We start from the raw sequence: 22,801 nt of genomic DNA on the forward strand, positions 1-22,801 counted from the left end.
TGTTTCACTGGTATTATTAGGCCTACTTTTTAGTACTAACATGGTGTTGTTTGACCCTAAAGGTCCAATTGGACTTGCCCAAGAGTCTTTAATCATCACTTCTGTGCTTTTGATGGCGCTTATCATTATTCCTGTGTTGTTTATGTCGGTGTACTTTCCGTACAAATATCGCCATACCAATAAAGATGCGGAATATAAGCCAGATTGGGAGCATTCCACTAAGATCGAAATCGTGGTTTGGGCGGTTCCGTGTTTGATCATTTTAGCTTTGGGCTGGGTAACTTATCTTACTACCTATTCTTTAGACCCGCGCAAAGAGCTAGTTTCCGATAAAGAGCCTCTTACTATTCAAGTGGTGGCGATGAACTGGAAGTGGTTGTTTATCTACCCTGAGCAGCAAGTCGCGACAGTCAATGAGGTCGCTTTCCCTATCGATCGTCCGGTTGAATTCTTGGTGACCTCTGATACCACCATGAACTCTTTCTTCATTCCACAACTAGGTAGCCAAGTGTATGCGATGGCTGGCATGGAAAACCGCGTCAACCTAATGGCAAATGAGCAGGGCGTTTATCGCGGTATGTCAGCTAACTACAGTGGCTTTGGTTTTGCCAACATGCGCTTCAAAGCGCACGCGACAGACGATGCCGCGTTTGAGCAGTGGATCTCAGAAGTGAAGTCTTCTCAGCAAGTGCTGAATGATGCGTCTTACGCAGAGCTTACCGCGAACGCGAAAGAGCAAATCAAGACGCCTCACCCAGTGACTTATTACGCAACAGTAGATCCACTGAGATTCAAAGACATTATTGAAAAACATTCAGGAGCGCAAAATGGCTTATAAAGGCGATGTTTATGCCGAGCCGGATGCGATTTTCGGCAAATTGAACTGGGATGTTATCCCTTATTCTGATCCAGTAATCCTGCCTGTGATGATTGCTGTGGTTCTTGGTGGTGCGGGTCTGTTGGGTCTGATCACTTACATGGGTAAATGGAAATATCTATGGGAAAACTGGTTAACCTCTGTTGACCATAAACGCATTGGTGTCATGTATATCATCGTGGCATTGGTGATGATGGTACGTGGTTTTTCCGACGCGATTTTGATGCGCTCGCAACAAGCGGCCGCCACAATAGATGCTTCCTATCTTCCTCCCGAACACTATGACCAGATCTTTACTGCTCATGGTGTAATTATGATCTTCTTCGTTGCCATGCCACTTGTGGTTGGTTTAATGAACATCATTGTTCCACTGCAAATCGGAGCGCGAGATGTTGCCTTTCCATTCCTGAACTCACTGAGTTTCTGGTTGTTTGTGGTGGGTGCCATTTTGATCAACATGTCGCTATTCATTGGTGAGTTTGCCGCAACGGGCTGGTTAGCGTATCCACCGCTCTCAGGGATGGAATATAGCCCTTGGGTTGGGGTTGATTATTGGCTCTGGTCATTGCAGATATCGGGTATTGGTACTCTGTTAACGGGTGTGAACTTTGTAGTGACGATTCTACGAATGCGCGCTCCGGGTATGAAGCTGATGCAAATGCCAGTGTTTACATGGACAGCACTATGTTCAAACGCACTGATTGTTTTGGCTTTCCCAATTTTAACGGTGACGTTAACTCTACTCACGCTTGATCGATACATTGGTACTCATTTCTTCACCAATGATATGGGCGGCAACCAAATGATGTATGTAAACCTCATTTGGGCATGGGGTCACCCTGAGGTTTATATCCTTATTCTGCCTGCGTTTGGTATTTTCTCTGAAGTGTGTGCGACGTTTGCTCGTAAACGTCTGTTTGGTTATACCTCGCTCGTTTGGGCAACGGCGGTCATCATGGTGCTTTCATTCATCGTATGGCTACACCACTTCTTTACTATGGGGGCAGGGGCAAGCGTAAACGCTTTCTTTGGAATCGCCACCATGATCATATCCATACCCACCGGGGTTAAGATATTTAACTGGTTGTTTACCATGTACAAAGGGCGCGTCGAGTTCAGCGCAAGTATGTGGTGGACGATAGCCTTCTTAATTACCTTTACTATCGGTGGGATGACGGGCGTTATGTTGGCGGTTCCAGCAGCGAACTTTGTTCTACATAACAGCTTGTTTGTTATTGCACACTTCCACAACGTAATCATCGGTGGTGCGGTATTTGGTTACTTTGCGGGTATCACCTACTGGTGGCCAAAAGCGACGGGTTACATGCTGAATGAAAAACTCGGTAAGGTAGCATGTGCACTTTGGACGATTGGTTTCTTTGTCGCCTTTATGCCGGTTTATGTTCTTGGCTTTAATGGCATGACTCGTCGTTTGAACGTCACAGATAACCCTGAATGGGCGCCATTACTTTGGATTGCTGCGTTTGGCGTATGCATTATCGCCGCAGGCATTGCTGTGCAGTTCTACCAGTTCTACGTGAGTATCCGCGATCGCAAACAGAACCTAGATACAACGGGTGACCCTTGGGATGGCCGTACTCTAGAGTGGGCGACGTCGTCACCACCTCCATTCTACAACTTTGCGACATTGCCAAAGATCCACGATCGTGATGAGCATCATTACCGTAAAGAGAATGGCCTAGCGTATCAAAAACCTGAGAAATACAAGCGCATTCACATGCCAAAGAATACTTGGGCTGGTGTGGTTATCAGTGCGTTCTCTTTGGTGTTTGGTTTTGCCTTTGTATGGCACATCTGGTGGATGGTTCTCTTTGGCACATTGGGCATGGTTGCTTCTTGGATCGTCTACAGCTTCCAGCGCAGCAAAGACTTCTATGTAGAAGTGGCAGAAGTTGAAGCGATTGAAGAACCGCATTTAGCGCAAGTTTACGCTAAGCGCCCTGAGTTTGAGGTTAAGCCTCAGACTAGTGAGAAAGACGACGATGACAAAGATGCAGACCTTAAGCCTGCAGATGCAACGGCATAAGGATAGGTGAGTTATGACTGCAATTATTGAATCTGATTTAGAACAACCGAAAGTTGTTCCGGCTGAGCCAGAGGCACATGATGATCACGATCATCATGATTACGCTGGCGATACCATATTTGGTTTCTGGATTTACATCCTGAGTGACTGTCTGCTGTTTGGTACTTTGTTCGCTGTATTCGCAGTGTTCTCAAACAGCTTCGCGGGCATTATTGAGCCTTCTGAGCTATTTAACCTTTGGTTTGTCGCTGGTGGTACGGCATTGCTGCTATTTAGTAGTTTTACTTTTGGTATGGCAATGCTCAAAGCGCAAGTTCAAGACATGAGTGGTATGTTCCGCTGGTTGGGCATTACCTTTGCGCTCGGTCTTGGCTTCTTGGTGATGGAGCTGTATGAGTTCCACCACTTTAGTGTTGCGGGTGCGACTTTTGACAGCAGTGCGTATTGGTCATCTTTCTATGCACTGGTTGCGACGCACGGTCTACACGTGTTCGCAGGTCTAGTTTGGATGATTGTCCTTTACTTCCACTTTAAGCGTGATGGTTTTACCGAAGATAACCGTGCTCGTTTGAACTGCTTGAGTTTGTTCTGGCACTTCTTAGACGTTATCTGGATTTGCGTGTTTAGCGTGGTTTACTTGATGGGAGTATTGTAATGGGACACTCAACGGACACAGGCCAAGGCGGCCAAGCTCACGGTAGCGTGAAAGAGTATGTGACTGGCTTAGTTTATTCCCTATTGTTGACCATCATTCCTTTTGCAATGGTGATGTTCGGTATTGGAGACAAGCCGCTTGTTATTGCTGTGATCATGATTACAGCAGTGGCGCAAATCTTGGTGCAGTTGATTTTCTTCTTGCACATGAATACATCCTCAGAACAGATGTGGAACACCACTTCAGCGGTGTTTGTGGTCGTGATAGTTGCGATCATATTGATAGGCTCTCTATGGATCATGGAGCACCTAAATCACAACATGCTGATGGGGCACTAACCGGAAGAGCTCATGTTTAATCACTATTTACAACTGACGAAACCGGGCATTATTCGCGGCAACCTTGTTGCCGCGGCTGCTGGCTTCTTCCTTGCTTCTCAAGGACAGATAGACTGGCAGATTTTTGCAGCGGTATGTATCGGTACGACATTGATTGTCGCGTCAGGTTGCGTGTTTAACAACTACATCGATAGAGATATCGATGCCAAGATGAAGCGTACCTGTCAGCGAGAATTGGTGCAGAAAATTGTACCTGTTTCTCATGCATTGATCCTTGCAGCCGTATTAGGTGTTGCAGGATTTGCCACTCTCTACTTTTATACCTCTTTGGTTGCTTTTGCATTTGGTGTACTTGGCTTTGCGGTTTATGTTGGTTTTTATAGCCTTTACTACAAGCGTCAGTCAGTACATGGCACGTTGATCGGTGGTTTATCTGGAGCTTGTCCTCCAGTAATCGGCTACTGCGCTGTGACTAATCAGCTAGATATGGGCGGAGCTATTTTGTTCCTTACGTTCTGTATTTGGCAGATTCCTCACTCTTATGCCATCGCCATTTATCGTTTTAACGATTACAAAGCGGCTTCTATCCCTGTCTTACCAATTAAAGAGGGGATTGCGAAAGCGAGAACTCACATTATTGGTTACATCATTGCGTTTGCCGTTGCTGCTTTTGCATTAACTTACTTAGGTTATGCGGGCAGTTGGTATGCTCTGGGTATGGGGCTAGTGAGCCTATATTGGTTGTATTTGGCGAAAGTAAGCTTTCAAAAGATGCCTGCTGAGCAGTGGGGCAAACAACTTACTATCTTCTCCATTGTGAGTATTATGGTGTTTTGCTTGCTGATTTCTGTCGATTTTTCTTCACCAGATGTTCCTGTTTCTCACCATGCGGCTGTTGTATCCGCAATGCTTGATGGAATGATTTAATGACAAAAAATCCAGTAAAATGGGTATTAGCAGCTGGCGCTTTTGCGCTAGCCGCTATTCTTGCTCTCTATTTTTATAACACCACATTGCCCGTTGGCGAAAAGCCTCGTCAGCTAAAAGATCTTGGCGGCCACTTCGCTTTAAATAGTGCAGATGGCACGGTGGATCTTAAGCAATATCAAGACAAAGTGGTTGTGCTCTATTTTGGCTTTCTCAACTGTGCAGAAGTGTGTCCTTCTTCAATGGGTGTCATGTCAGCGGCATTTAAGCAAGTTGATAACAAGTATTACGATGATATTCAGGGCTTTTTCGTGAGCGTTGATCCGGGTCGCGACGATCTCAAATCACTTGAAGAGTTTGCCAAATATTTTGACCCACGTATGCAAGGCATCACCGGGACAGAGGCGCAAATTCAAGAGTTAACTCGTCAATACGGAGTTTACTTTGATTTGGTTGATATGGAATCGTCAGAGTTAGCTTACACGGTTGATCACGCTTCTCGCTTTTACATTATCGATAGAACGGGCAAGTTGGTTGATTCAATGAGCCATACCACCACACCAATTGAGTTGGCGGCGCAAATTGAGCGCACGCTAAACAACTAAATTTTAGGTCCAACAAGACCATTTAAAGGGAGTTTTCTGATGTTTAAGAAATTTACCTTAGCCTGTTTATTCGCGGCAATTGCAGCGCCAAGTTTCGCCCATCATCATACTGATCACAAACCCAATGCCGAGCATGTTACCCACGGTGGGGCTATTGTCGTCAATCAGCATCTCAAAGTAGAAAAGGCCTATGCCAAAGCGACGATACCGGGCATAAAAGTCAGCTCAGGTTACTTTTCTCTGACTAACTTAGGGGATAAGCCTTTGCGTTTTGTCGGTGTGGAGACACCTGCGGTGAAACACACCGAGTTCCATCGTATGTTTATGCGTGATAGCAAAATGGCGATGCGCAAAGTGGATTATATCGAAGTCGAACCAAACCAAACCTTTGAATTGACTCCCGGCGGTTACCATTTAATGTTTATGGGCGTTCAACAACAACTAAAGCCTAATACTTCGTTGCAGCTGACCTTGATTGAAGAAAGCGGTCAACGATATGATTTCGATATGCCGATTGTGGCTAACGATAAACATTAGAGTAGGGTGCTGATGTATGGGTAACAAAGCGTTTTTCTTTGGCGTATCTCTTTTGGTAAGCCTTAATGTGTTCGCTCAGGAGCAAACCACAACATCAATGGATGCGATTGCTGACGAACAAAGCTTGATGTGCGACACCGAGTTAAGGGCACTGTCTCTCGCAAGTTTGAAAAGTAACCCTCATCGCATGCTGGCTTACAACAAATCTGGCAACGATATCCATTTGTTTAATGCGCTAGCGGTTACTCAATACCGAGATAGAAAAAGCCACGTTACCTTTCATGGTGTAAAAAACAGCAATGGTGGATGTGATACCTCGGTGACTGAAAGTTATGTTCTTCAAACCTCTTGTGCTGATGCTCGCCATGAAGCGTTTAGCAAGTGGGAGTTTCAAGGTAAGTTGGATGAGACAACGGTAGTACTTCAGGCAAAACGAGTGGAAGGGAAACAAGCCTTCTTAACTGATCAAAAACCGAATATATGTTTAGTCACCACGCGGCGCATGGTACTCAACTAGTGTATCGAATGACAAAACCCTGATGGAAACATCGGGGTTTTGTTTTATTAGCTGTCTGAATTTGAACAAAAATTATGATGATAAGTGAGGTATAACTGTTTTCGTAACGACAAATTATTGCAATGGATCTGCGGAGCGTTTGCTTGTAACGTGCGCCTGCTTGCTTATGTGTCTAGTAACACCATACAAGCTGTCAGTATGACGTTGTTGATGAACCAACCTATCTAATGTTCTATTAGATATGAAACCACATGGAAACTGGTGCGGCATTTCAATTTGCAACCCTCTTGCGCGAGCAAATAACGAAAATTGAAGTCCCATAATGAAAATAAAACCGCTTTATAGTTTGTTGGCAAATATCTCCGAAAACGCTTATATCAATGGCCTATGTAATGTATTTGTGATGCTTTTACCGGTCAGTTTGCTATCGGCTTTTTGTATGTTAATTGGCCATGGTTTCGAACTGTTAGGGTACGATTGGCTAGGGCAAAAAATCATACTAACCAGTACCTTGGTGTGGAAACTTTTTCCAATTCTTCTCGTGGTTTATTTCTCTCAGTTCTTGGCTGGTTATGAGAGAGTGTCGCGCGCCAATGTCATTACTTCATCACTGCTGATTTATGTGATTATTTGTCACGAGTGGGGCATGCTTCAGCCGGGAACGGTCGTGCCTTCCAACTACCCGTTAGCGGTACTGATTCCTTTGTTTGTCAGTAAAACATTGGCTTTGTTTACGCGTAAGAAACTGTTCCTCGAATCTGACTTACCGAATGTGGTCGATCAAACCCTGAACCTTGTTGTTTCAACCATTGTATTGGTATTCACTTACTCAATGGCTGGGATTTTGCTGAAAAGTGCGGTGGATTGGGGTATTGGTGCAGAGTCGCTGCTACCGAGCTTAGATACCTGTTCGCTTTCGAGTGCATTGACATACGAGTTGCTGCGTAACGTATTGTGGTCAATCGGTATCAATGGCCACATTATACTTTCTCCATATAAAAGTGAGTTGTATGAACTGACCCAGCAAAGTTTTGCGTTGCACAATGAGCTTGGTACGCCATTACCAATCATTACCAGTAATTTTTACGATATTTACGCAGGGATTGGCGGGGCAGGTAATACCTTAAGCTTGGTACTTTGCATGCTGCTGTTTACCAAAAACAAAGCGTATCGAACGCTTGCGCTTGCGGCTTTAACCTTGAGCATATTTAACATCAATGAACCGATACTGTTTGGCTTACCAATTATTTTTAATCCGGTTCTGATCGTGCCATTTTTGTTAACCCCTCTGATTGGCTTGAGCTTGGCTTATTTTGTTACCGCGAGCGGTTTGGTATTGCCTGTATCAAGTGTGATCAGTTGGATGACGCCTGTCTTTTTCAGTGGTTACCACGCAACGGGTGGAGATGAGGCGGCAGTGGTATTGCAGTTGGCCATCTTGTTGGTTGGCGTGGCGATTTACTATCCATTCTTCAAACAAATGGACAAAGTCGTCGGTGGTAATGCCATTTTCACTAAGGGGCTATCGGATAATTTTTTTGTTTATCCTCAAGTTGCGAAAAGGCAAGAAGTCGTCGGGCTATTACCTCAAATGAGTGCTAATTTATCTGCCCAGCGTCATATTGCAGAACTGCAAAATAACGGTGAGTTTGTTCTCTTCTATCAACCTCAAATGGACATTCGCCGAGGTAAAGTTAGCTCTTTAGAAGTGCTGATTCGACACAAAAGTAACAAAGGGGTGATTACCCCGCCGACGTTTTTGTCGAGCTTTGCCAAATTGGGTTTAACGTCTGAGATTGATCTCTGGGTAGTTAAGCAGGCGCTAGAAGAAGTGGCTCCGTTAACGGTGAATCCTGACTTTAAAGTCTCGATTAACATTTCTCCGGATACGTTTTTAGTGGAAGGCTTTGCCGATATTGTCACTAATCTCATTGAGCAAAGCTGCGTTGACTTCTCTCAAGTGGAACTAGAAATTACAGAGGACTTGCTGATTCAAGATGAGCAGACTACAGCAAGTGTATTAGCTCGTTTACAGCAGTTAGGCATCAGTATCGCGTTGGATGATTTTGGTTCCGGTTACTCATCGATTGGTTATTTGAGTAGCTACGAGTTTGATAAGGTAAAAATCGACCGATCTTTAGTGCTTAATCTAAAGAACAAAAACGGTCGGGAGATGTTTAGTCTTACCAGTCAATTGGTTCGAGTTACCGGTGCTGAGATAGTGGTAGAGGGCGTTGAACACGTAAATGAAATGATGTTTATGCGCGAGCAAAACATTGAACTGATCCAAGGCTACTACTTCTATAAGCCCATGCCTTTAAGTGAAGTTATAGAGCGAAAACTATTTGGATAGTTGCACTGTAAAGCTTAACAGCATTGTGCCATGAATAGTGAAACGCCACTCTGAAAAGAGTGGCGTTTATTGTTATGGGCTGTGTATGGCTAATCATTACACTTTAAAGGCCGCCACTAATTCATCCAAATGTTGGCATTGGTCAGATAGGCTGACACAGGCGTTGTCTGCGCTTGCGACCATCTCAACCATTTGTTGGCTGTTGTCCGCTATCTTATGAATGTTCATGTTGAGCTCGTTCGCGACATTCGCTTGCTCCGTTGCGGCAATTGCGATCTGAGTGTTCATATCGTTAACGTTTTCAATCGAAGCTCGGATAGTATTTAGTGACGTAGATGCCTCTTGGGCGGAAGTGATGGTTTCACCCGTATTTTGCTGGCCTGAATCCATAACGGATACCGCGCGTTTTGAACCTTCTTGCAGGCGCTCAATCATGTTTTGAATTTCACCAGTGCTTTGTTGAGTTCGACTAGCTAATGAGCGAACTTCGTCTGCGACGACAGCAAATCCTCGGCCTTGCTCACCAGCACGAGCGGCTTCAATGGCGGCGTTAAGCGCCAGTAGGTTAGTTTGCTCTGCAATATCGCGGATAACATCAAGCACCGTCGCAATGTTGCCTACGTCGGTGTAGAGGGTATGAATTACGTCACTAGCGTTACGCACGTCTTCTGATAGCGATTCAATCGATACCACAGTCGCGCTTAAGGTCTGGTTGGTCGTTTCTGCCTCTGAGTTGGCAGTGCGGCTAGAATCGGCGGCTACAATGGCGTGGTCGCTGACACTTTCAGTGGTAGAAAGCATCTCAGATACAGCCGTCGCAACGGTCTCACTCTCTTGTTGCTGATTACTACTAAAGTTGGCCAAGCCTTGAGTAATTGACTTGATGTTTTCCATCTCGGCTCGAACAGCATTTGAGGAGATAATGACTTGTTCGACCGTACCATGAATTCGAGATACGAACTGGTTAAATGAATTTGCCAGTCTGCCTAGCTCGTCTTTGCTATCAATACTAATTCGCTGAGCAAGGTTTGCTTCACCTTGGGCAATGTCAGCCATTGCATGTTCAATGTTTTGAATCGGCTTCACCACGAAGCGATTGTTCATCCAGAAAGCGACGATCGCAACAAAAAAAGCGAACGCTGCGCTGATTTGAATAGCAATGTTTGAGCGAGAGATAGAAGCATTGATCTCGTCAACAAGCGTGATCTTTTGTGATTCAATTTCATCTTGTATCACGCCTAAGTTTTCTCTTATCACCTCAAATTGCTTTTCGAGTGACTCACTGTGTTCTAGGTAGTACTCGTGGGCGGTGCTTGGGTCTTCAAACATGGGTTTGAAACGCTCTAGCCAAATTTCTGCATTCGATACCATCATTTCGTAGTGCATCACGGTGTCATTGCTAAGCAGTCCATTATCGTAAAGGGGCTGAAGTGATTGCATGCGAGGCACCGCTTTTTTCGCGTTGTCGTAATATTCTTCAGTGTGGTAGGCGATACTTTCTTCGCTGCTCGCTTGGTAGATGTTCATCGCTGCAACCATTACCTGATAGAGATCCCGGTAGGCGTCTTCCAGCTCAATAAAAGCAGGCTGAATGTGCGAGTTCAACTGAAGGTTAAGGGTCTTTTGTTGGTGCGCTTGATACATAGAGAACAGCGTGGAAAACAAAAGAGTAAGGAATACCGCAATGAGCGGAATACTGACTTTAAAAGAAATAGGAAGGTTCTTCATACCTTTGGCCTTGTCATGCAATGAAAATACACTAAGCCACTGTTGTACATTAGGTTTCATATCCATTGCCATCGCTTTGCATTAGTACATTAGTAAGATGAGACTCAGATCAATTCATTTGAAAGTTTAATTGGGTAGATGTGATTGAAAGCGCCTCTGCCGGTTTTTGAGACAAAAAAATACCCCACGTGGCGGCGGGGCAAAGGTTGTTGTGTTTGTTCAGTATAGCCTTGACGTTGTTAACGAATTCAAAGAGTACGTTAGCTACGTTAAACAATAGAAATAGATCATAGCCGCTTCCAGTTTTTATATGCATTTGGTTGCCTTTGCATTTTGGAGTGTGACTTCGCTTCAATAAATAAGTCTAAAATCTCATTAACGAGACGGATATGACAAACGTTTACGTGATTAAAAGCTGAGCGCTTGATCGTTTGCGTCAAAATATGTGATGAAGTTCTCATATTGTTCGTTATACTTCCCGCCCGGTTATGAGCATCTGCTCAACCAATACAAGCCGTCACACGGAATGGTGAATGACCCCACGGACCGGACCAGCTACCAATTCAATGCTTGTAAAGGTGATCTAAAGTGAATGTATTATTTGGTTTAATCGGAGTCCTCGCCCTGATCGGGTGTGCGGTACTGTTGTCTGAAAGTCGTAAGGCGATCAATTGGAAAACAGTCTCTCGCGCTTTGATGCTTCAAGTCGGTTTTGCTGCCTTGGTGCTCTATTTCCCGCTTGGGCAAGCCGCGTTAACCAGTTTGAGTAGTGGCGTTTCGAGCCTATTGGGTTTTGCTGATGAAGGTATTAAATTCCTGTTTGGCGATTTAGCAAGTACTGGTTTTATCTTTGCTGTTCGTGTCCTCCCTATCATTATCTTCTTCTCTGCTGTTATTTCTGCCCTCTATTACTTAGGTATCATGCAAAAAGTCATCCAATTCATTGGTGGCGGTATTCAAAAATTCTTAGGCACAAGTAAAGCCGAATCCCTCGTTGCAACGGGCAACATCTTCCTCTCTCAGGGTGAATCTCCTCTTCTTGTTCGTCCTTTCCTATCTCGAATGACTCGTTCTGAACTGTTTGCTGTAATGGCTGGTGGTATGGCATCAGTAGCGGGTAGTGTATTAGGTGGTTATGCAGGTCTAGGGGTTGAGCTTAAATACCTGATTGCGGCAAGTTTCATGGCTGCTCCGGGCAGCTTGATGATGGCTAAAATCATTGTTCCTGAACGTGATACGCCAATCGACCAATCTGATATCGAGATGGATAAAGCGCAAGACAGTAATGTGATCGACGCTTTGGCGAGCGGCGCAATGAGCGGTATGAAAGTCGCAGTTGCGGTAGGTACTATGCTAATCGCGTTTGTGTCAGTGATTGCGATGGTGAACACAGGTCTTGAAAGCGCAGGTGGTGTGTTTGGTTTTGCTGGCGTTACGTTACAGGGCTTGTTCGGTTATCTTTTTGCACCACTTGCATGGGTGATTGGTGTACCAAGTAATGAGATTCTAATGGCGGGTTCGTACATTGGCCAAAAAGTTGTCATGAACGAGTTTGTTGCATTCATCGATTTTGTCGAGCATAAAGCGTTGTTGTCTGAACATACTCAAGTGATTGTGACTTTTGCTTTGTGTGGTTTTGCCAACATTGGCTCTATCGCGATTCAATTGGGCTCGATTGGTGTTATTGCGCCAGATCGCCGTTCTGAAGTGGCTAACTTAGGTTTGAAAGCAGTCGCTGCGGGCACGCTTGCTAACTTAATGAGTGCATGTTTAGCGGGTATCTTCATTCTGCTTTAGTCATGACTCTGTTTTGTTTTCAACGCCTTGCTTATGCAAGGCGTTTTTATTTGTCCGGAAATATTTTCTTTATAGATTTGCAACTTAGGCTTAAATTCTGAGTGGTAGATTTATAAATTTGGTTAAATTTTATTCGCCAGACGAGCGGATTGGCTAAAAACTGATTTATAGCAAAAACCAAACAATATGAAAGCGTACTATTAGGTCGAAGAATTTAAATGAGAACGCTTTTATGAATGAATTAGTTGCTCGCTTTATCCGTTATGTCACGTTTGACACTCAGTCAAACCCAGCGAATCCTCAATGCCCAAGTTCACCGGGGCAGTTTACTTTTGCCGAGAGTCTTAAAGAAGAACTTATCGAACTTGGCCTGAGTGACGTTTCATTGGATGACAGCGGGTATATCATGGCGCGTCTTCCAAGCAACGTGGACTACCCAGTGCCATCAATTGGTTTCATTGCTCACATGGACACGGCACCTGACGCATCCGGTAAAGACGTAAAACCACAAATTGTCGAAGATTACCAAGGTGGTGATATTGCATTGGGTAAAGGTGATGAAGTGCTATCACCGATTCAATATCCAGATCTACATAAACTGCATGGTCACAACCTGATCACAACAGATGGTACAACACTACTTGGTGCGGATAACAAAGCGGGTATCGCAGAAATTTTGACTGCGATGGCTGAGCTGATTGCGAATCCTGAAATCCCACACGGTGATATCTGCATCGGCTTTACACCAGATGAAGAGATTGGTCGTGGCGCAAACTTGTTTGATGTTGAGAAGTTTGGTGCAGAATGGGCGTACACCATTGATGGTGGCCCGGTTGGTGAGCTTGAGTACGAAAACTTCAATGCAACCAGTGCAGATGTGATTGTACATGGGGTTAACGTGCACCCAGGCACGGCAAAAGACAAAATGGTCAATGCCATGAACATTGCTGCGCGCTTCCAAATGATGATGCCTAGCGAGCAAACACCAGAGTGTACCGAAGGTTACGAAGGCTTTTACCACCTTAAATCGGCGGAAATGGCAGTTGCTCGGTGTGAATTAGGTTACATCATTCGTGATTTTGACCGCGCAGGGCTCGAAGAGCGCAAAGCTTTAATGCAAAGCAAGGTTGATCAGTTGAACGCTGAGCTGACTAAAGGCCGCGTAGAGCTGAAAATGCAAGATATGTACTTCAACATGAAAGAAATGGTTGAACCTCATCCGCACATTATCGAGCTAGCTAAGCAAGCCATGATGGAGTGTGATATTCAGCCTGACATTAAGCCAATTCGTGGTGGTACAGACGGCGCACGCCTATCGTTTATGGGCTTACCTTGTCCTAATATTTTCACTGGTGGTTATAACTTCCACGGTATTCACGAGTTCATTACCATTGAAGGTATGGAACAAGCAGTGAACGTAATTGTGAAGTTGTCAGAAAAAACAGCACTAAATTACCGATAATCTTCTGATTGCTCTACGATTGAGAGAGTCATCTCATTCAAGGAGCGAAGGAATGAAAACGCTACTGCTTATTTGTTCCCATTTACTGTTTATCGTGGTGGGCTTTGCGTTAGGTATTTACGCATTGCCCATCTTAACTCAACCTCAATCCCCTTCTATGCAGGCGGTAGAGCAGGTGTCGAAGCACGCTCAGTTTTCTGCAACCTTTCAAAAAGATCGCCAAGACAGTGACTTTCTCCATTGGGGAGAGGGTTCGGTGTCGATTAGCGATTCTCAAATCGCATTTGTTGGTGAGATGGCGCCAGGGCCAGACTATAAACTCTACCTTTCTCCGGTCTTTATAGAGACAGAACAAGCCTTTAATCAGCACAAATCTACGATGGTGCAAGTGGGGGATGTGAAAACGTTCGATCGTTTCAGTGTTGAGCTACCACAGGGGGTGGATGTTGTTAATTACAATACCGTCATCGTTTGGTGTGAGAGTTTTGGCCAGTTTATTACTTCGGCTAGATATAATTAATTTATAAGATTTTGCCTCAGCGCTGGATATTTCGAGCAGAATATGGGAGTTTGGTCGGGATCATTACCGTGCAGCAGCACTGTAAGTGATTGATGGCTCAAGATAACAAGCATTACAGGAGTAGAGCGTGGAGAAAGCTAAAGTTGTAATCGATTTTCTTCTAACTCATAAAGTTCTTTTTTCAGCCTTAATATTATTGCTGATCGCCATTTTCCGGCGCATTACCTTGTCCAAAATACGCGGTGACGTTGCTTTTGTAACAGAAGAACAGCGTAATTGGATGTCACGAACCAAAAATGGCACGTTTGCGTTTACGGTTTTAGTATTGTTCATTTTATGGCAATCAGAGATCAGTGAATTTGCATTAAGCTTAACTGCCATTGCGGTAGCGATAGTGGTTGCCTCAAAAGAGATCATTCTTTGTTTCACGGGCTCAATTCAGCGTGCCAGTTCTCGCTCTTTCCGTATTGGTGATTGGATTGAAGTAGGTAAATTGTGTGGTGAAGTGATTGAACACAACATGATGGCTACGGTGATCCAAGAGATCGATCTCCATCATGGTCAATATCATTTCACCGGTAAAACGGCGACATTACCTAACAGCATGTTTTTTACCTATCCGGTGAAAAACCTCAACTTCATGAAGCGTTACGTTTACCATAACTTCAGTATTGTGGTGCGTGATTTCGTCAACCTATATCCTTTACTGCCAAGCATGACGACAAAGATAGAAGAACATTGCCAATCTTTTAGTGAAGTTGCTCGTCGTTATAACTCAGTGGTAGAAAAGCACGCCGGCGTTGACTTACCGGGTGCAGAGCCTCATATCCATATTAATAGCACATCAACGGGTGAGCAGTGTGTTCATATCATGCTATTTTGTCCAACAGAAGAAGCAACCCATTTAGAGCAAGTGATTCGACAAGACTTTATGGAAATGTATGAAGAGCATTTTCCTGAAAAAGGCTAGATGACGGTTGGTTTACGAAGCCTACCTCAACAACTCAGGTAGGCTCTTTGGGGCAGCAAGGTTATTCGGCCAAGGCGTTGGCGAGTTCTTTAAAACGGGGCATAGTTTTTGGTGTGTTTAATACTGAAATCGAACGAACGTTTGAACATAGGTCATACGTTACTCTGACTTTTAGCTCCTCCAGAGAGAAGATCATAAAATCAAAATCTGTTCTATCAATTTTAAACCCGTTTTGAGCAAAAAACGTCGTCACGAAAGTACGTTGGCGAATTTTTAGCGCGGATTTGACCAGTCTTTCCATCTTAATATTCCTTATATAAACCGATCTGCCTCTAAAACTTACAAAGTACAACCAATGAAATCAATTGAATATGTTGCGCAATGTGATATTCGGTGGTTTTTATTGTTAATTGACTGTTGTTAAATCCTTCGTGGCTGAATTTTATTTCTTATGGAGTGTTAGATAAGGAAGATCGTATTAGCCGTTGACTGGTCTTAATGATAGTTAATGCAAGCGTGATACGTGATAGCACAATGCGTGAAGGCTAGTTTCATCACATTTTACCTTTTGTTGCGTGGTAATTTTGCTAGCTGTGCACAGTCTTATTTTTCTATTTGCACTAATATTGAATGAGTGGCATATGTTCGTATGCTGCACTTCCTATTAAGACGTTGAAAAACAATAAGTTTGAATATATATCCAAGGCGATGATTAAGCGCCTGCCCCGTAGCATGACAACGTCGAAACTGATGAATAAGGAGTGGGATGTGAAACACTTATCAATGGCAGTGGTGGTAAAAGAAGGTCGAATCTTGATTCAAAAGCGTTTTCGTTCGGACAAGGGGTTAGTATTAGAATTCCCTGGCGGCGAAGTTCTTGATGACGAAACGGGAACAGACGCTGCTATTCGAGAATTAAAAGAAGAAACAGGCATGCAAGATCTTACGCATGCTGCGACATACTGCGACGTAAATGATTATGGCGGTCGTATCTATTATGTGGTTATGCGAGCATTTGGCGATGCAGAGCCTGTAGCACTTGATAAAGAACGCCAGCAGACATTTTATTGGTTAGAGCCGAGTAAGATTCCTTTGGATGATTTTTATCGTGCCGATGTAGAGTTTATTAACCATCAACTTAAACAGTATGCGCTAAGCTCTGTTTTAGCTTAATCCCAAAGAACATGTAAGAGTCGACTTCTCACCAATGCTTTACTTAAGCGCCTGAGCTACCTTGGGCGCTTTTTTTTGCTTTTTGTTAGCTGGTGTATCTTGGATCTAGGTAAGAATTTCGAAAGGCCAGAAAAGAAAAAAGCCAACCACAACGATGTGATTGGCTACATTTTTGTGAACAAATAACTGGTTCACTAACAACGTCAGTTGGCTAGGTGACCCTCGGCTTAAAAAGGGTCACTAGAATAAAAGCACGATACGTGCCAACTTTGAAACGGGCAATTTTGCGTACAGTGACGTGAATTTGCACGCGGTTGACTGCGCTTAATTGCATTTTGGATTTGCAAAATGCAATTTTGGTAAAAATGCTAATGACATTCCGAACACTAATTAGCATTTTGCAATGCGAAAGCTAGATGGAGTAAAAGAAGTAAAGCTGAGACTTCATTCTAATAATGATACCTCGAATTACGTCCAAAAACGCTAAGAAGCCAATAGGTTTCTCTGCACTTACCCACGCTAAACCGACCGAGCCAACGGGAATATCATAGCCTTCAGGCTCTTCAATCTTTAGGCGAACAAAGTGGTGTTTGTTGTTGAGGTTTTTCCCAGTCGTTGCGCGCACAGACTCATCGAAGCCCAATAGATTACCTTGTGACTCACCAGTCGCTTCTACAATACCTTCTACTTTAGCTGAGAATATCTTGCCCGGATACACAGCAGAAGAAAACTCTGCGGATTGCCCTGGCTGAATATTGCGTACTGCTTGGTGGTTTACGCGCATCAATACGTATTTCTCATCCGTGTACATTTGTAGCCTAGGCATCATTGATACACGTTGGCCTTCACGAAGTAAAAAGTTAGTCACAAAACCGTCTGCAGGAGCAAAGACTTTGGTGCTATCTAAATCCCACTGCGCTTGGGCGACAATTTGCGTAGCGTTATTGAGGTCCGCTTGTTTGCTTTCAATATTCAGCTGTTTAGTGCTGATGTTAAGTTGGGCTTTTTCAAGCTCGACTTCTTTGGTTTTAATCTGAGATTCAATGGTTTCAATGTTGTGCTTTGCCACGACAACTTGAGTCAACTGCTTATCGATGTCACTGTCAGTGATGGTGTTTTTAACCGCTTTATTTTGCTCTTGATAACGTCTTAGCATTTTTTGCTGCAGCTGGTAATCGGCGTTTGCTGTTGCGAGCTGGCTAGTGGTCGTTTGCAAATCTTGCTGCAGCGCTTGGTATTGTGCTTTTGCAACTTGCACTTCCTGCTCGGCAACCGCTAAAGAGACTTTTGCAGCATGTTCCGCAGATTGTGCTTTGTTTAATGCGATTTGATACTTGGTGTCATCAATTTGGTAAACCAACTGACCTTTTTCTATCTTTTGGTTTGGCGAGACAAAGATTTCATCTACTTTGCCTGTGACATTGGATGAATCAGGGCGCAATTGAATATGAGGTGATTGCACCACTGAACCTCCAGAGAGATCCATTGGGGTATAGTTGATTAGCCCGACCCATACAAACAGCAGCCATGCGCCACCACCAATGTACGCAAACCCCTGAGTGAATTTGTTCCATGGCATTCCCGCAAAACGTAGCAAGTAAATGAACAGTGCCCATAGCGCTAAACCTTCTAACATTGTTCTTCTTCCTCTTTTTCGTAGGCAGGGGCGTGACGCCATGTGTCTCTAAGATTAACGATCGCTTTTTCCATATCGATGAAAGCCAGCATGACAGCGATAACCCAAACCCAGTGCCAGATAAAGCCTATCCAGGTTAAGGCGGTGATTAACCCTATTTGATGGTGATCTTTACTATGGGCTTTGTTGATGGGTAATTCGTGAAAGCGCCAAAAGCCATAGACAACTGCGACTATGGTGGAAACTAATACTAATCCAGCGAAAACATGCAACGCGGTGTCGGCGCCAGTCCCGACAAATGGGACGCTCAATAAACTCATCAAAAGCTCCTGTGATCTAATCTCGCGGGCATTGTGTCGGCTATTTGATAAAATGGAGTGGATATGGCAGATTTAATCAAATAGAAACGAAAAATGATTGAATCTGTCATGTGCGATGTGAGGTTTATCCGGGCTTTTGGTCTCAGGGACATACATAAGAATGTGGTCAAGCGTTACGGCTTAGCTCCAGGAATGCTAGGCATTCCGGACTCTGTCTTTGAAGAGCCAATGACGCTATTGCCACTTTCAGAAGTGAACCACTGGTTTCATCAATTGGTTGAAGTAACAGGTAACCCTGATGTCGTTTTAGAATCTGTCGTGCATTTTGATTATCGCCATTATGGACCACTGACTCGGTGGATGTTTTCAGCGGTGGATTTGTCTGGCGCGTTACGACGGGTTAATTATAGTTTAAGCAGTTTACAGTCAGGGGCTTATTTATCAGGCAGTCAAAGCGGTAACATTATCAAATGGGTCTATCACAACCCATTTATTGAACCTCATTGTAAAGTCCATGACAGCGTTAGAATGGCGGTCATGATGACCAAAATTATCCGGCATTACGTGGGGGAGGGCTTTCAGCCGATGCGTGTCATGTTGCCCGGTTCTCGCCCAAAAGATAAAAAGTATCGAGCGTATTTTGGCTGTGATATAGGATGGAGTCATTCTAAAACAGAAATTTGGTTTCGTGATGAATTGCGCTTAGCGACATTCTCGATGCGTGATGACCCTAAGCTGCCTCTCGCCATGAGCTTTTCTGAACTGGATGACTTTTTGAATATGCCTGAGCCGGGGGATGAGGTCAAAGTCATCTATGAGGTGATCAATTACAGCTGTCACTATGGCTTACCAACGGTTGAACGTGTGTCGAGTTTATTAGGGTTGTCATCTCAACAGTTCCAACGCAGGTTGCATGATATCGGTATGAACTTTACTGCGGTGTCAGGGTATGTGTTAAGTAACAAAGCCGTCGAACTTATGACAAAGCAAGTCCCGCTAGAAGAGATTTCGAGGCGGCTAGGTTATCAAAATATCGCTAGCTTTAATCGTATGTTTAAACGTCAGAGGGCGATTACGCCAAAGCAGTTTATGCAGAGGCTTAATGAGGTGCGTTAAAAAGGGGGCTGAGCTACAACCCCAATGCCAATTATGAACCAGGCGAGTAAACCTGATGGATAAAACTGAAGTCGCAGTTTAACTAGCATCCATCAGGGGAAAAAGGTTAGATCTATTCGTCACTTGGACGCCAGCTTAGTGCACTAGCAACAGTGCCAATAGCAATTAAGTCTTGTTGAGCTTCAGTAAGGGAAGGTAATGATTGCACGGTAATCATGCCGTTGGTTTGTACTGCTGCAACTTCCTGTGTGCCGCGCGTAAAGCTATAGCCTAAAGGCATATCGACTGGCATCAGTAGACCGTCACCAGTATGAATAGTCTTTAGGTTAAAATGAACATCGCCGATGCGGATTGTGCCTTGTTCAGTTTTATCGAAACCAAGATCAATCGCTGTGGCTTTGGGTTCGATTCGGTATTCACCAACTTGTTTGTCATCTTGAAGGATTTTACATACGTAAGGGTCATTACCTCCAAAATCCACCCCCATGTAATGGATGGTTGAACCGCCACCGGTACAAGAAAGCTGCCAAGTTGCACCGTTGTCTTTTCTGGTGATCTCTGCACCCATCTCACCATCTTTAAATGAGAAGGTGTTGAACCATGTTGAAGATGAAGCACTGCGAGAGTATTTACCTTGATATTTACCACCAATATCGAAAATGCCCTCAGAACCAAAGCCCCAAAAGTCCCCATCCGTTTTTACCGTGATTTCAGGTTGCATTTTTACTTGTGGTGATTTGTCCATAATGACGGTGCTACCACAGGCTGAAAGGGTCATTGCAAACGCGGTTGCGGTTAAGATACGTTTCATTAGCTTCTCCAATTGAACAGCGACTAGATATCATCGTTATGAGTAAGTTGGCTGCATAGTAAGGAGACAGGAACAAATGTCCATTTTCAAAAAAGTGATGATTGGCTTTTGTAAGCAAGCAGCGATATGGAAATAGAGTTCAAGGTTGATATTGTGTTTTTTATTAGTAGTGAGTGGTGGTTTTTTGTGCGTATTTGCTCATTTCACCCGAAATATTGCGGCAATTACAAAAATGAGTGTCATTCAAAGCGGGTTTGTAAGGCTGTGTAAGAGGTGGCTTACATTGCGTAAAAGTGGTCACCGGAGGAAAATCCTGACTGAGCGGTTGAAATGTGCAGCTTGGTCTATATACTGCGCGTGACTTTATAAATGGGGTGAATCTTTTATGAGCTTAGTACAAGTTTTGCTGATTGAAGATGATAACGAAATAGCGCGATTGACCAAGTTGTACCTTGAAGCGGAAGGTTATCAAGTGACGGTGATACACTCTGGGGCAACCGCAGTAAGTCAAATTGTTGAATTAAAGCCTGATGTTGTCCTGCTCGATCTCATGCTACCTGATAAAGATGGTGCGCAAATATGTCGAGAAGTGCGCGAACACTACCAAGGTATGATTCTTGTGCTGACCGCAGTAACAGATGAATTGAGTGAAGTGAGTCTTCTCAAACTTGGTGCCGATGATTACATTACCAAACCAATTCGAGGCCATGTACTGGTCGCGCGAATTGAAGCCCTTCTTCGGCGTCTCCAACGTTCCACTTTATCCTCTCCAAAATCTAAAACGCAATTAGAAGGCTACGGACTCAGCCTTTGCACCACCACTCAAAAAGCTTGTTATCGAGAAAAAGAGCTCGACTTAACCCAATCTGAATTTGAAGTATTGACGGTGTTGCTCGAACGATTAGATCAAGTGGTATCGCGCGAAGAGTGTTGCCAAACCACCCGAGGGATAGAATACAGCTTCAACGACCGATCAATTGATATGCGGGTTTCAGGGTTAAGGAAAAAGTTGCAAAAGGCGGATGTGACGACAGCCAAAGTGACGACGATTCGAAATCGTGGCTATAAGCTAACGGCTGCTTAATATGCGTCGGTTAACTTTCGCGAGAACTTACATCACTTTGATGACTGGTCTCTTCATTACGATATCCATGTTTTTCTATTTGGGTAGTGATTACATGGAAAGGACCAATGCGGAGATATTTCTTAGCGACGGTCGTTTTTTTGTGAATCAATATTTAGAGCAGAAGGGCACAGTCGACTCGCTATACAAACAGTTAGAAACAACGGGCCATCAACCTTTCTACATATTTGATTTAAAACTGGTTAAAGCGCCTACAGAAGTCTGTCTGAGCTGCAAAAAACTGTTTGTCAGCGATGGGGTCTCCGTCTATGAATATGACGACGCATTATTTCGGGCATACTTCCCCCTGCCTAATACCGATAGTTATTTAAGGTTCACCGAAAGAAGAGAGTTTTTTAGACCTCAGGTTGAATGGTATCAAGATTCCGAGATACTGTTTGTTTTGACCTTAGTTAGCGTGATTACCGTTGCTTTGGCGCTCATGGTGTACTGCTATATCTATCGGCTGCATAAACAGATCTTTGGTTTAAATCGTATTCAACAAGAGTTTGGCAAAGGCCAGTTGACCAATCGAGCCACGCTAAGTGATTACAAATTGCCAGTACGTGATTTGGCGAACAGTTTTAACTCGATGGCGGAAGAAATTGAACGCAGAGTTAAGCAAAATCAGATATTTACTCAAGCTATTCCGCATGAGCTACGTACGCCACTTTCAAGAATACAACTTGCTTCCGATCTAGCTCGTAAACATGCGCACGCAGACCATCAAGTATTTTATCAAGATATAGACCGCTACGTTGAAGACATTGCCGGCTTTACAGATAGCTTGGTGACACTTTCGCGGCTCAATACCATCACCTCTGGCGTTGAGAAGATCGACGCTAATGCGCTTGATCTCGTTGAGTTACTCAAGCAGAGAATAGAGCGCATTGTTCATGCTGAATGCCATTTTACATGCAACTTAGGCTCAAACTTCGCTTATGTGATGGCCTCGAATACACTTTGCCATCTAGTTATTGATAACTTGCTACAAAACGCGGTTCGTTATGGTCGAGGCCAAATTTCCGTGACATTGACCGAATGCGAGGAGCATTTCGTTATTGATGTTGAAGATAATGGTTTAGGCATTCCGAAAGATAAACGCCAAGAGATTTTTATGGCCTTTAGCCGGTTGGACCGAAGCCGAAACCGAGACCATAATGGCTTTGGTCTCGGTTTGACGATCGTTCGCAATGTGTGCCAAACCTTAAACTGGAGCATCGCGGTCGATGATAGTGCGCTAGGCGGAGCGCGCTTTACAGTAATGATGCAGAAGCTTTAACGTCAGG

The 22,801-nt window shown here is 44.0% G+C and carries 22 protein-coding genes; 17 read left to right on the forward strand and 5 right to left on the reverse strand.

What is annotated here, in order from left to right:
- The 9 genes from cyoA to OH461_RS06795 form a co-directional block, all read left to right on the forward strand.
- Positions 1-838, forward strand: an 838-nt coding sequence (gene cyoA / locus OH461_RS06755) for a ubiquinol oxidase subunit II (protein WP_270019878.1), incomplete at its 5' end; no start/stop codon positions are given.
- 28 nt (positions 839-866) lie between these two features.
- On the forward strand, positions 867-2,924 hold the full coding sequence (cyoB, locus tag OH461_RS06760; protein ID WP_270020280.1) for a cytochrome o ubiquinol oxidase subunit I: 2,058 nt from the start codon (positions 867-869) through the stop codon (positions 2,922-2,924).
- Between the two features lie 13 nt (positions 2,925-2,937).
- Positions 2,938-3,579 carry a cytochrome o ubiquinol oxidase subunit III gene (gene cyoC / locus OH461_RS06765; protein WP_270019879.1) on the forward strand — a complete coding sequence of 214 codons (642 nt, stop codon included), beginning with the start codon at positions 2,938-2,940 and terminating at the stop codon, positions 3,577-3,579.
- The gene (cyoD, locus tag OH461_RS06770; RefSeq protein ID WP_270019880.1) at positions 3,579-3,917 is read left to right on the forward strand and encodes a cytochrome o ubiquinol oxidase subunit IV; all 339 of its coding nucleotides are present in this window, start codon (positions 3,579-3,581) and stop codon (positions 3,915-3,917) included. Before cyoC ends, cyoD begins: the two co-directional genes overlap by 1 nt.
- 12 nt (positions 3,918-3,929) lie before the next feature.
- Positions 3,930-4,844 carry a heme o synthase gene (cyoE, locus tag OH461_RS06775; protein WP_270019881.1) on the forward strand — a complete coding sequence of 305 codons (915 nt, stop codon included), beginning with the start codon at positions 3,930-3,932 and terminating at the stop codon, positions 4,842-4,844.
- Positions 4,844-5,449: an SCO family protein gene (locus tag OH461_RS06780; RefSeq protein WP_270019882.1), complete on the forward strand. Its 606-nt coding sequence runs from the start codon at positions 4,844-4,846 to the stop codon at positions 5,447-5,449. The genes cyoE and OH461_RS06780 overlap by 1 nt, the downstream gene beginning before the upstream one ends.
- A 39-nt stretch (positions 5,450-5,488) precedes the next feature.
- Positions 5,489-5,986: a copper chaperone PCu(A)C gene (locus OH461_RS06785; RefSeq protein WP_270019883.1), complete on the forward strand. Its 498-nt coding sequence runs from the start codon at positions 5,489-5,491 to the stop codon at positions 5,984-5,986.
- Positions 5,987-6,002: 16 nt separating this feature from the next.
- On the forward strand, positions 6,003-6,503 hold the full coding sequence (locus OH461_RS06790; RefSeq protein WP_270019884.1) for a hypothetical protein: 501 nt from the start codon (positions 6,003-6,005) through the stop codon (positions 6,501-6,503).
- A gap of 322 nt (positions 6,504-6,825) precedes the next feature.
- Positions 6,826-8,856 carry an EAL domain-containing protein gene (locus OH461_RS06795; protein WP_270019885.1) on the forward strand — a complete coding sequence of 677 codons (2,031 nt, stop codon included), beginning with the start codon at positions 6,826-6,828 and terminating at the stop codon, positions 8,854-8,856.
- Positions 8,857-8,952: 96 nt separating this feature from the next.
- Here OH461_RS06795 and OH461_RS06800 read toward each other — a convergent pair whose 3' ends face one another.
- The gene (locus OH461_RS06800) at positions 8,953-10,584 is read right to left on the reverse strand and encodes a methyl-accepting chemotaxis protein (RefSeq protein WP_270020281.1); all 1,632 of its coding nucleotides are present in this window, start codon (positions 10,582-10,584) and stop codon (positions 8,953-8,955) included.
- A 588-nt stretch (positions 10,585-11,172) separates the two neighbouring features.
- On the opposite strand from OH461_RS06800, the gene OH461_RS06805 reads away from it, so the two are divergent.
- The 4 genes from OH461_RS06805 to OH461_RS06820 all read left to right on the forward strand — a co-directional run bounded on the left by OH461_RS06805 (position 11,173) and on the right by OH461_RS06820 (position 15,333).
- Complete coding sequence (locus OH461_RS06805; protein WP_270019886.1) at positions 11,173-12,381, forward strand: NupC/NupG family nucleoside CNT transporter; 1,209 nt, start codon at positions 11,173-11,175, stop codon at positions 12,379-12,381.
- Positions 12,382-12,613: 232 nt separating this feature from the next.
- A complete protein-coding gene (gene pepT / locus OH461_RS06810; RefSeq protein WP_270019887.1) occupies positions 12,614-13,843 on the forward strand; it encodes a peptidase T in 1,230 nt (409 codons plus the stop codon).
- A gap of 52 nt (positions 13,844-13,895) precedes the next feature.
- Complete coding sequence (locus tag OH461_RS06815; RefSeq protein ID WP_270019888.1) at positions 13,896-14,363, forward strand: DM13 domain-containing protein; 468 nt, start codon at positions 13,896-13,898, stop codon at positions 14,361-14,363.
- Positions 14,364-14,490: 127 nt separating this feature from the next.
- Positions 14,491-15,333 carry a mechanosensitive ion channel family protein gene (locus OH461_RS06820; RefSeq protein ID WP_270019889.1) on the forward strand — a complete coding sequence of 281 codons (843 nt, stop codon included), beginning with the start codon at positions 14,491-14,493 and terminating at the stop codon, positions 15,331-15,333.
- 61 nt (positions 15,334-15,394) lie between these two features.
- On the opposite strand, the gene OH461_RS06825 is transcribed toward OH461_RS06820, so the two are convergent.
- Complete coding sequence (locus tag OH461_RS06825) at positions 15,395-15,634, reverse strand: hypothetical protein (protein ID WP_270019890.1); 240 nt, start codon at positions 15,632-15,634, stop codon at positions 15,395-15,397.
- Between the two features lie 467 nt (positions 15,635-16,101).
- Here OH461_RS06825 and OH461_RS06830 point away from each other — a divergent pair, with 467 nt between their 5' ends.
- Positions 16,102-16,506 carry an NUDIX hydrolase gene (locus OH461_RS06830; protein ID WP_270019891.1) on the forward strand — a complete coding sequence of 135 codons (405 nt, stop codon included), beginning with the start codon at positions 16,102-16,104 and terminating at the stop codon, positions 16,504-16,506.
- Positions 16,507-16,918: 412 nt separating this feature from the next.
- Here OH461_RS06830 and OH461_RS06835 read toward each other — a convergent pair whose 3' ends face one another.
- Together OH461_RS06835 and OH461_RS06840 are read right to left on the reverse strand one after the other, a co-directional pair.
- Positions 16,919-18,142, reverse strand: coding sequence for an HlyD family secretion protein (locus OH461_RS06835; protein WP_270019892.1), 1,224 nt, complete (start codon positions 18,140-18,142; stop codon positions 16,919-16,921).
- A complete protein-coding gene (locus OH461_RS06840; protein ID WP_270019893.1) occupies positions 18,136-18,462 on the reverse strand; it encodes an MFS transporter in 327 nt (108 codons plus the stop codon). Before OH461_RS06840 ends, OH461_RS06835 begins: the two co-directional genes overlap by 7 nt.
- A gap of 108 nt (positions 18,463-18,570) precedes the next feature.
- On the opposite strand from OH461_RS06840, the gene OH461_RS06845 reads away from it, so the two are divergent.
- The gene (locus OH461_RS06845; RefSeq protein ID WP_270020282.1) at positions 18,571-19,578 is read left to right on the forward strand and encodes an AraC family transcriptional regulator; all 1,008 of its coding nucleotides are present in this window, start codon (positions 18,571-18,573) and stop codon (positions 19,576-19,578) included.
- A 112-nt stretch (positions 19,579-19,690) separates the two neighbouring features.
- Here OH461_RS06845 and OH461_RS06850 read toward each other — a convergent pair whose 3' ends face one another.
- Positions 19,691-20,389 (reverse strand): hypothetical protein, encoded by a 699-nt coding sequence (locus OH461_RS06850; protein ID WP_443088447.1) that lies wholly within the window; start codon positions 20,387-20,389, stop codon positions 19,691-19,693.
- A gap of 385 nt (positions 20,390-20,774) precedes the next feature.
- Here OH461_RS06850 and OH461_RS06855 point away from each other — a divergent pair, with 385 nt between their 5' ends.
- Positions 20,775-21,473 (forward strand): response regulator transcription factor, encoded by a 699-nt coding sequence (locus OH461_RS06855; protein WP_270019894.1) that lies wholly within the window; start codon positions 20,775-20,777, stop codon positions 21,471-21,473.
- Positions 21,474-21,567: 94 nt separating this feature from the next.
- Positions 21,568-22,794 (forward strand): sensor histidine kinase, encoded by a 1,227-nt coding sequence (locus OH461_RS06860; RefSeq protein WP_270019895.1) that lies wholly within the window; start codon positions 21,568-21,570, stop codon positions 22,792-22,794.
- The last annotated feature ends 7 nt before the right edge of the window (positions 22,795-22,801 follow it).

The sequence above is a fragment of the Vibrio sp. LaRot3 genome (assembly GCF_027587025.1).
GTDB lineage: Bacteria > Pseudomonadota > Gammaproteobacteria > Enterobacterales > Vibrionaceae > Vibrio.